We start from the raw sequence: 8,970 nt of genomic DNA on the forward strand, positions 1-8,970 counted from the left end.
GCGCAACGAAAAGCACATCCGGGTTAGCCGCTTTTATCTGCTCGATAATTTCGGGTTCTTCTTCGGGTTTGAAGTAGCCATTGCGAGTGCCGACCACTTGGATATTTGGGAATTTATCACGAAAATTCGATGCCGCTTGATCCGTTACTCCTGGGGCAGCGCCAAAGAAAAAAAGTTTGTAGCTTTTCTCATGGCTTAATCGGCAAAGATGATAGACCAGATCTACTCCTGAAACTCTTCCGCTTAATGGGGTTCCGTAGCGTTTAGCCGCCCACAAAATGCCGGCGCTATCGGGTGTAACCAAGTCTGCATTGTTATAGAGTTCTTTTAGCTCAGCATCCTTCTGTGCCATGACAACACCTGAGGCATCGGCAGTTATCACTTGGCAAGGGACTCGCGCCTCTATCGCGCACTCAATCCCCTCTAACGCCTCATCCTGTGTCACCTTGTGCACGCCAACGCCGAGAAAATGAATCCGCTGCCACCTGGATGCCAGATTAAAACTCTTTTTTTCTGTTGCCATCATATGATACGCCGCCAATTTTCTGGGGTTATTGTACCTTGAATGGCTCAAGTCCGGTTCGCGTTTTGACCGCTTTTAGCTTCGATTTGAGTATTGTAATATGGCAACATGGCGGGTTGGGGTAAGCTTTGGGGGAATACATAATAAATAACAAGCTGATTTGGACAGCGCAAGATTAGTAAGTAGAAGCTATGCAAACCTTTTTAGACGAAGCAGGAATTGAAGTAATCGCAGGTAACGGCGGGAGGGGATCGGTCTCTTTCCGGCGTGAGATGCATGTGCCATTAGGTGGGCCGGATGGTGGGGACGGCGGGCGCGGCGGTAGTATTGTTATTGTTGCCGACCGCAACATGACCACTCTACTTGACTTCCACTATAACATTCGTTATCGAGCTGATAACGGTGTTGATGGTGAAGGTGGGTTAAAGTCCGGTAAGAATGCTCAAAACCTAATATTAAGAGTACCGCTGGGCACTGTTGTGCAGGATGCTGAAACTGGAGCGAAAATTGTCGATTTGACCTTGCCTGGTCAAGAGTTTGTGATTGCCAAGGGCGGGGTCGGCGGATTTGGAAATGTCCGTTATAAAAGCCCTTCTCGACAAGCCCCGCGAATTGCTCAAAAAGGGGAACCGGGTGAGACTCGAAAGCTTAAGCTTCTGCTTAAGTTAATTGCGGATGTGGGCATTATTGGGTATCCAAACGCAGGCAAATCGACACTAATTAGCCGCGCTTCTGCTGCTAAACCAAAAATTGCTGATTAGCCCTTTACCTCTCTTGTACCTAATCTAGGTCTGGTGCGGGTTGGTGATAATTCATTCGTAATGGCTGATATGCCGGGGTTAATCGAAGGGGCGCATCAGGGGGTTGGATTAGGTGATCGTTTCCTGCGTCACATCGAGCGCACACGAATTCTATTGCACATGATTGATATGTCTCCCATGCAGCTTCTTGACCCCGTGCAAGCGTTTGATAATATCAATCGCGAGCTTGAGCTTTACAGCGATGCTCTCGGGCAAAAGCCAATGGTGGTTGCCCTTAATAAAATTGATACTCTTCATGATAAAAGCACATTGTTCGAGACCCAGGAAATACTTGAGTCGCGGGGTTTAAAAGTGTTCGCGGTCTCAGCAGCTTCCGGACATGGGATTGAACCGTTGCTCTTCTATCTCGATGAGATGCTCAAGACACTACCGCTTGCTGTTGATACGGAAGAAGCGATTGAAGTAATAACCGCAAAGCGTACCGTCGCCAGTCAATGGAGCGTGAAAGAGGTAGAACCTCATGTCTTTCTGGTTGAAGGCAAAGGTATCGAGCGGATGGTGGCAATGACTGATATGTCAAACGAAGAAGCCGTCTTGTATTTACACAAAAGGCTTGATAAACTAGGGGTTATCGAAGCGCTTTCAAATGCAGGTATCGGAGAAGGGGACACGGTGCGTATCGGTGGGACTGAGTTCAATTTTGTGGAGGGGTTATGATTCGGTTGGGATTGCAGGGAGGAACATTTGATCCCATCCACTTTGGTCACCTGCGCTTAGCTGAGGAAGCTCGTCAAACCTTTGGATTAGACAAGATCATTTTCATTCCTGCCCGCATCTCTCCACTTAAACGGGATGAGCATCCGGTCGATGTGGAAGAGCGAGTCCTTATGACTAAATTGGCGATAGCGGGTAATCCTTTCTATGAATTATCCCGCATCGAAGTTGACCGAGAAGGTCCTTCCTTTACGGTTGATACCTTGCAAGCGCTTCATGCGCTTCATCCACACTCAGAGTTATTTTTTATGATGGGAGCCGATGCGGCGATACAGCTTCCGAACTGGCGCGAGCCGGAAACGATATTGAAATTAGCTAAAGTGGTTGTGAGTAGGCGTCCGGGTGTGAGTAGGGTTGACCTCGAACGACAACTACCGAAAAGCTATCTATCACAAATAGAATGGCTGGATATGCTGCCAATCGATATCTCAAGCAGCGCGATAAGGGAAATGGTGAGCGCTGGGCGCTCAATAAGGTATCTAACATCCGACACGGTCGTCCAATATATTAGTGAGCGAGGGCTCTATCTAGGAGAAAATTCGAATGACAACAGCAGATAAGTTGCAAGGAATAATAACTGCAGCAGAGGAAGGCAAAGCCGAACTCATCGAGACAATCGATATTCAAGAAAAAACACATTTAGCGGACTATTTTGTGTTGTGCAGCGGCAACTCCGATGTACACATCAGGGCAATTTCCGACCGTATACAAGATGCCTTGGGTGATACCGGTATAAAAAGCAAACGCATTGAAGGCTATACTCAAGCCGTGTGGATATTGCTTGACTATGGGGATGTTGTGGTGCACATTATGCGCGAAGAAGAGCGCGAACGTTATAAGTTAGAAGAATTATGGAAGAGCACACCTAAATTAGAACAAAAGCGATCGGAGGAGGAGGCTGGTTAGGGATGGACGATTCAACTCTAAAGCCGGTGGATCCGGAGGAGATCGAGCGCATCTTGCGCAACGTGCATATTCTTCAAAACCGAGGGAAAAGCGCGGAAGCAATCGCTCACCTGAAAGATCTTGTTGAGCAGTACCCCGAAGAACCTGCCTTTTGGGAAGTTTATGGCGATCTGCTCGCTGATGTGGAGCAATTTGAGGAAGCGAAGGATGCGTATTTCAAGTCCAAGGAGATCAAAAAACCGCGTCTGAATGCCGAAAGAAAGTACGCCGATATGGTGTATCGTATTTCGATGAAAGATATGCCGCTTCTCAGTGAAGACCCGCCCGCAAACCCCTCCGCTGCGTTGATGCTGTCGCTGCTTGCGCCCGGCGCCGGACAGTATTATAATAAACAAGTTACGAAAGCGATCGTTTTGTTCGCAATATGGGTGGTCGCCATGATACCGATGATGTTAATCTGGGGAGATGTCGGAAGCAATCGTATCGGCGGCGGCGGAACTCAAATAGCCATGAAAAGTATCCTCTCTGCTTTGACTAACGGTCCAGGTATCGTTCTTCTAATTCTGATTTTGTTTGTGGTGGTTTATGCAGCAACGGATGCTTATCTCACTGCCAAGCAGGCCAATAAGGACTTTGGTCCGATATTTACGATCAAAACCGCGCCTCCCATCCCGGATCTAAGCACTTTTCAACCCCCTATCAAGGAAGAAAAGCCGAAATCCGATTTGTAATTAGAAGAGCGAAAAACGAACTAAGTAATACAAATGAAGAAGCATCGTTATAATTCACATGCCGCGGTTTCGCGGGAGGATTTGAAATACGCTTTGAAAGATCAGGCGGTGGTGAAGAGAGCAATTGCTAGTAAAGAATGCTTGCTTTGCTGCTCTAACCCGCTTAATGAAGCAGGGCTTTGTATCGAATGCTTTGCGATGCTCAATGATGAAGAGCGCAGGCTGTGTGAACCTTATTTCTGGAAAACCGATATCTAAATCAGGCACGGGTTAAAAGTATATGAGAAGAAGCGATAGAATTCGCGAGCAGATGCGTGAACTCCTAGCTGAATACGATAGCCTGGAGAAAGATCTTGCAGAACTTGAAGAAGACCATTTCCGAGTGGTCATCTTCGGTTCGGCCCGCATAGAACCTGACGAGCCGATTTATAAAATGGTCATGCGGCTGGCCTCCTTATTGGGCCGATTGGGAATTGACATCGTAACCGGCGGTGGTCCAGGATTGATGGATGCTGCAAATGCCGGTGTTAAACAAGCTCATGAAAAGGGCATCCGCTCGATCGGGCTGCCGATTTTACTTCCAAACCGTATAGAACCTTCCAATAGACACCTCGACATTAAGCGAGAGCACAGCCGTTTTTCTACCCGACTGGATGAGTTCATGCTTATATCTGATGCGGTAATTGTTGCGCCAGGTGGGATCGGCACTGTTCTTGAACTGATGTACGTATGGCAGCTCATGCAAGTGGGGCTTATACCGCGAAGGTGTGTAATCCTACTTGGCACTGAATTCTGGCGAGGCTTGATTGAATGGATGGGTTATCAACAACTCCGACGTGGCTTAATCAACCCTGATGACCTCGATTTCGTTAATGTTGCCGATACAGAAGCTGAAGTTCTTAATCTTATTAAGGCCGAGTTGGAGAAATTCCGCACGAAAAAAAGCACAGAAGGCGATCATCCTAAAGCTGCTGCTGCCGATACGATGATTAAGCAAGTAGAAATGGTCCAGAATGCCCCAGAGCACCACGAGGCCCTCCCAGGCACCAAGATTAACAATAAGCAATAGGTTCCGAAATCGCAGATCCGGAGTTTCGCCCCTTTCCCTACTTCACCCAGTGTGGTTGAGTCCAGGCGTAAAAGCCGGCGGAGTCTTCTATTCTTGCTCGGATGTAGGTTTCGGTTCCTTTGATGGTGTAACTTGGAGATAGGGTTGTATCAATTAGAAGGATTTCACCATCTTGGCCAATGAAAGAGGTTGTATATAGGCGATCCCATTTGCGGTGAATATTGAGGGAGATAAGGGTATCGGTTATCTTGATTTCATCGAGGTCGACACCGGTGGATGAGTAGAAATTGCCGTTCAGGAGCGCTTCTTTTATGGCTTTTGGACTCTTCTCAGGAGCTTGAACACCTACCCATGCCTTACCTGGAAGCGGATTGTAGACATATTCGTGCCAATTCGGACAGCTAATTGTGTGCGCATCATCAGTAGCCGTGCCCCAAACCCTCATTCCTGAGGAAAGGACATCATCCCACATTTGCTCAGTGCTAGGAATACCACCTCCGCCTTTGATATGAGCGCCGATATGCTTGTTGGCAATCTCGACCATATGCCAACCGCGAACCTGTTTCATATCTTCCGCATTATAAGCCCAGTTCCAGCTGGGATGATTTAGTTGGGCAATCCCGCCTGCTGCTCTAATCGAATCAACTGCTAATTGAAGTGTCTCAACAACCGATTGTTTGGGTTCGGGGATAGTGATTTCGCGTACATCCAACCCGTTAACATGAAGGTATGTCTTTGCTTCGCCTGATTCTTCAATAGTCAAGGTAACTTCACAGCCGGGCAAAATGAGTACATTCCCTTGTTGTATAACTTCATCGACAGGCACAACCACATTGTGGTCGGTCACATAAATGAAGTCGTAGCTGAGTTCGTCGTAAACGGAAGCAATTTGAGAAATCGACCCTTCACCATCGCTATAAGTCGTGTGGACGTGAAGGCTGCCTTTGTAAAACGGCATATTTGGCTCCTACTGGCTAAAAGCGGTATCCTTGCCGCGCGCGAGAACGATGACGCCGGTTCGAACCATTTCGGTTATCCCATACTGTTCCAACATTTTTACCAGCGCGTTAATCTTTTCATCGCTGCCCGTTACTTCAATCGTTAATGCTAGCTCACTAATGTCAACGATATTGGCGCGAAATATCTCACATATCTCTTTAATTGAGCTTCGTGAGTTATCGTCCGCATTGACTTTAATCATTGCCAACTCACGTTCAAGTACTGGCCGGTTGGTATAATCGATGACTTTGATGACTTCGATAAGTTTGTTTAGCTGCTTGGTAATTTGTTCTAAAATTCGGTCATCACCTGAAACGACCACCGTCATTCGTGACACCGTCGGATCTTGCGTAATGGCGACGGTTAAACTCTCGATGTTATAGCCGCGTCGGGCAAATAAATTTGCCACTCGAGCGAGGACGCCTGGATGGTTCTCAACCAGTGTTGTTATCGTATGGGTATGGGTTATACCCGCCATCGGTGCATAGAATTCAGACATAGCGCCTCCACATTTCAGTCCAGGAAAATACGAGTTATTTACCGCTCTTTTTTTGTTTCTTTAGCAGTCGTTCGAGTTCCTTCTCTTCGTCAGCAAAGCTCCATTCGTCTCCTTCGGTTTCAAGGTTATGGCGACGGACCATCATCTGATCGACCGGTTGTCCACTTGGAACCATCGGCCAGACTTTTTCTTCGGTCGGTAAAATCGCTTCGACCACAATGGGCCGGTCGGTTATCTTTAGAGCTTCCGTAAGCGCCTCTATCGCTTCTTGCCGAGTGGTGACTCTAAAACCAATGCCGCCATAGGCATCGATGAGCTTCATGAAATCAGGGGCAGCCTGCATATCTGTATGAGAAAAACGACTATTCCAGAATAGTTCCTGCCACTGGCGCACCATGCCTAGGGATCGGTTATTATTGATAACAACGATAATGGGCAGTTTATAAACAACCGCGGTCATGAATTCCTGTGAATTCATCTGGATCGAGCCGTCACCGGTAAAACAGATAACTCTTTTTTCAGGGTGAGCCAGTTGGGCGCCGATCGCCGCCGGTAAACCATAACCCATCGTCCCCAATCCACCTGAAGAGAGCCAATTTCTAGCTCGTTTTGACTTAAACCACTGTCCAGCCCACATTTGATGCTGGCCAACGTCGGTGACCATTATCGCTTCATAATTGGTCAATCGGTTAATTTGCTCGACGAGGAAGGGGGCATACAGATTCTCGTCATCAGGATACCAGAGGGGGAATTCTTTCTTCCATTCATCAATCCGATCGTTCCAAGGCAGCCGCGGCTTTGGTTCCACATGTTTAAGTAGTTCTGTAAGAATAACTTTGGCATCACCGATGATGGGGATATCACAGCGGACGACTTTACCGATTTCAGCAGGATCGATTTCGATATGAGCGAAGAACGCATTGGGGGCGAACTGGTCGACTTTCCCCGTTACTCGATCATCGAACCGCGCGCCAATTCCGATAAGTAGGTCGCAATGATGAACAGCATAATTGGCATATGCGGAGCCGTGCATTCCAAGCATGCCAAGTGAGTTGACATGGGTTTCGTCGATAGCGCCCTTGCCCATTAGAGTATTTGTGACGTAGATATTGGTCAATTCCGAGAGCTTGGTCAACTCTTCCTGAGCGCCCGATGAAATAATGCCTCCGCCGACATAGAGCACAGGCTTTTCAGAATCATTGATTGCCTTTGCAAGCGCTTTAATCTGTTTGAGGTCACCGATGCTTTGCGGTTGATAATAAGGATGACTTTTGCTGGGTTTATAATCCTCGGGAGACCACTCGATTGAAGTGTTAGAAACATCGACCGGTAGGTCGACAAGAGTTGGTCCGGGGCGGCCCGTTCGGGCAATATAGAATGCCTCAGCAATTGCTCCTGGCAAATCTTCCGTTTTCTTCACCAAATAGCTGTATTTGACAATCGGCAAAGTGATCCCGACGGAATCAGCTTCCTGGAAAGCATCGGTTCCAATATTAGCCGTGCGTACCTGGCCGGTAATACAAACCATCGGTATGGAATCCATGTTAGCAGTTGCTATGCCTGTGATGAGATTCGTTGCGCCAGGGCCTGAAGTCGCAAGGCATACTCCGACCTTCCCCGATGCCCTTGCATAACCATCTGCCGCATGTGCAGCTCCCTGCTCATGTCTTACAAGAATATGTTTAATGTCCTTGCGGTCGTAAATAGCGTCATAAATTGGTAGAAGAACCCCACCTGGATAACCAAAGATCACATCGCATCCCTCTTGGTGCAGGCATTCCAATAATATCTGTGCGCCGGACATTAATTTTTTCATAGCATCCCTCAAATCGTTGCAGATAGTTAAGCGTCAGGCAATTATTCCCGACGCCCTCTATATGAAACTACTTAACTTAGATAGTCAATGTTACCGCGAATCACGCAATTTCTGTTGATAGGTTGGGTCTGACCTGAAATCTTAGATTCAACCCCTCCGAGAATGTTGCACAATTTGTTCTGCCTTCCGGAGGGCGTAGCAAGCTACGCCCCTACAAAAATCCTCCGCATCCCTGAGTAGGCCTCCGGGCCGTATCTAAGAGTGGTAAGGGTTAGCAATCAGTGAGGCATTAAAGTGGGTTGCTTCGGTACAAACATTCTCGCCTCGACACTGAAGAGAAATGGCTTTAGAATCTCGTCTCAAATAATCCCCTCTACCTTCAAAAGTGGGGCTTGATTAGGTTATGACCTTTTATGCCACGAATGGCTTGATTGCTTTTTTCCAAAATGGTCAATGCATTGTCCACCATCCCATGAGGAGGGCGAAGAGTCACTCGCTTTTCTGGTGATCGTTTGCCCACAAGTGAAACACTCGTAAATGACGATTCTGTTCCTTTCTTCCTCTCGCTGACGATCACGATCCTTTGCCTCTTGCTCACGCTGACGCTGCCTGTTCGCTGCCTCTAGCTGACTATCCCTTGCAGCTTGATCACGCTTATACTTTGCCTCTTGCTCACGATCCTTTGCTTCTTGATCACGCTGACGCTGCCTATTTGTTGCTTCAAGCTGACTATCCCTTGCCGCTTGATCACGATTATACTTTTCATCTTGCTCGCGATTCCATGCTTCTTGCTTAGCCTCTTGTTCGCGATTCCAAGCCTCTTGCTTAGCCTCTTGATCCTTGCTACTTGTGCTTTCTAGTGGTGATGCGTTGTTGACAGAAGGTGCATTAT

Annotated in this window: 11 protein-coding genes and 1 pseudogene; 7 read left to right on the forward strand and 5 right to left on the reverse strand. The window is 47.5% G+C overall.

Annotated elements, in window-relative coordinates:
* Positions 1 to 526: WecB/TagA/CpsF family glycosyltransferase (locus WCO51_06145; GenBank protein MEI6512840.1), on the reverse strand; the 526-nt coding region annotated here is incomplete at its 3' end.
* A gap of 188 nt (positions 527 to 714) precedes the next feature.
* Between WCO51_06145 and obgE the strand changes: the two are divergent.
* The 7 genes and pseudogenes from obgE to WCO51_06180 all read left to right on the forward strand — a co-directional run bounded on the left by obgE (position 715) and on the right by WCO51_06180 (position 4,764).
* Positions 715 to 1,554 (forward strand): annotated as a pseudogene (gene obgE / locus WCO51_06150) (GTPase ObgE).
* 144 nt (positions 1,555 to 1,698) lie between these two features.
* Positions 1,699 to 2,001, forward strand: a complete 303-nt coding sequence (gene cgtA, locus WCO51_06155; protein MEI6512841.1) for an Obg family GTPase CgtA — start codon at positions 1,699 to 1,701, stop codon at positions 1,999 to 2,001.
* Positions 1,998 to 2,618 (forward strand): nicotinate-nucleotide adenylyltransferase, encoded by a 621-nt coding sequence (nadD, locus tag WCO51_06160; protein ID MEI6512842.1) that lies wholly within the window; start codon positions 1,998 to 2,000, stop codon positions 2,616 to 2,618. Before cgtA ends, nadD begins: the two co-directional genes overlap by 4 nt.
* Positions 2,602 to 2,964, forward strand: a complete 363-nt coding sequence (gene rsfS / locus WCO51_06165) for a ribosome silencing factor (GenBank protein ID MEI6512843.1) — start codon at positions 2,602 to 2,604, stop codon at positions 2,962 to 2,964. The genes nadD and rsfS overlap by 17 nt, the downstream gene beginning before the upstream one ends.
* Before the next feature lie 2 nt (positions 2,965 to 2,966).
* A complete protein-coding gene (locus WCO51_06170; GenBank protein MEI6512844.1) occupies positions 2,967 to 3,695 on the forward strand; it encodes a hypothetical protein in 729 nt (242 codons plus the stop codon).
* 33 nt (positions 3,696 to 3,728) lie between these two features.
* Positions 3,729 to 3,953 carry a hypothetical protein gene (locus WCO51_06175; GenBank protein MEI6512845.1) on the forward strand — a complete coding sequence of 75 codons (225 nt, stop codon included), beginning with the start codon at positions 3,729 to 3,731 and terminating at the stop codon, positions 3,951 to 3,953.
* A gap of 22 nt (positions 3,954 to 3,975) precedes the next feature.
* Positions 3,976 to 4,764: an LOG family protein gene (locus WCO51_06180; GenBank protein ID MEI6512846.1), complete on the forward strand. Its 789-nt coding sequence runs from the start codon at positions 3,976 to 3,978 to the stop codon at positions 4,762 to 4,764.
* Positions 4,765 to 4,801: 37 nt separating this feature from the next.
* Here the strand turns inward: WCO51_06180 and WCO51_06185 are convergent, their stop codons facing one another.
* The 4 genes from WCO51_06185 to WCO51_06200 form a co-directional block, all read right to left on the reverse strand.
* Entirely contained in the window at positions 4,802 to 5,722 is a 921-nt protein-coding gene (locus WCO51_06185; GenBank protein MEI6512847.1) for a CehA/McbA family metallohydrolase, read from the reverse strand.
* Positions 5,723 to 5,731: 9 nt separating this feature from the next.
* Entirely contained in the window at positions 5,732 to 6,262 is a 531-nt protein-coding gene (gene ilvN / locus WCO51_06190; GenBank protein MEI6512848.1) for an acetolactate synthase small subunit, read from the reverse strand.
* Between the two features lie 34 nt (positions 6,263 to 6,296).
* A complete protein-coding gene (gene ilvB / locus WCO51_06195; GenBank protein MEI6512849.1) occupies positions 6,297 to 8,078 on the reverse strand; it encodes a biosynthetic-type acetolactate synthase large subunit in 1,782 nt (593 codons plus the stop codon).
* A 401-nt stretch (positions 8,079 to 8,479) separates the two neighbouring features.
* On the reverse strand, positions 8,480 to 8,970 hold a 491-nt coding region (locus WCO51_06200; protein ID MEI6512850.1), incomplete at its 5' end, for a hypothetical protein.

This window comes from bacterium, assembly GCA_037131655.1.
Lineage (GTDB): Bacteria > Armatimonadota > Fimbriimonadia > Fimbriimonadales > JBAXQP01 > JBAXQP01.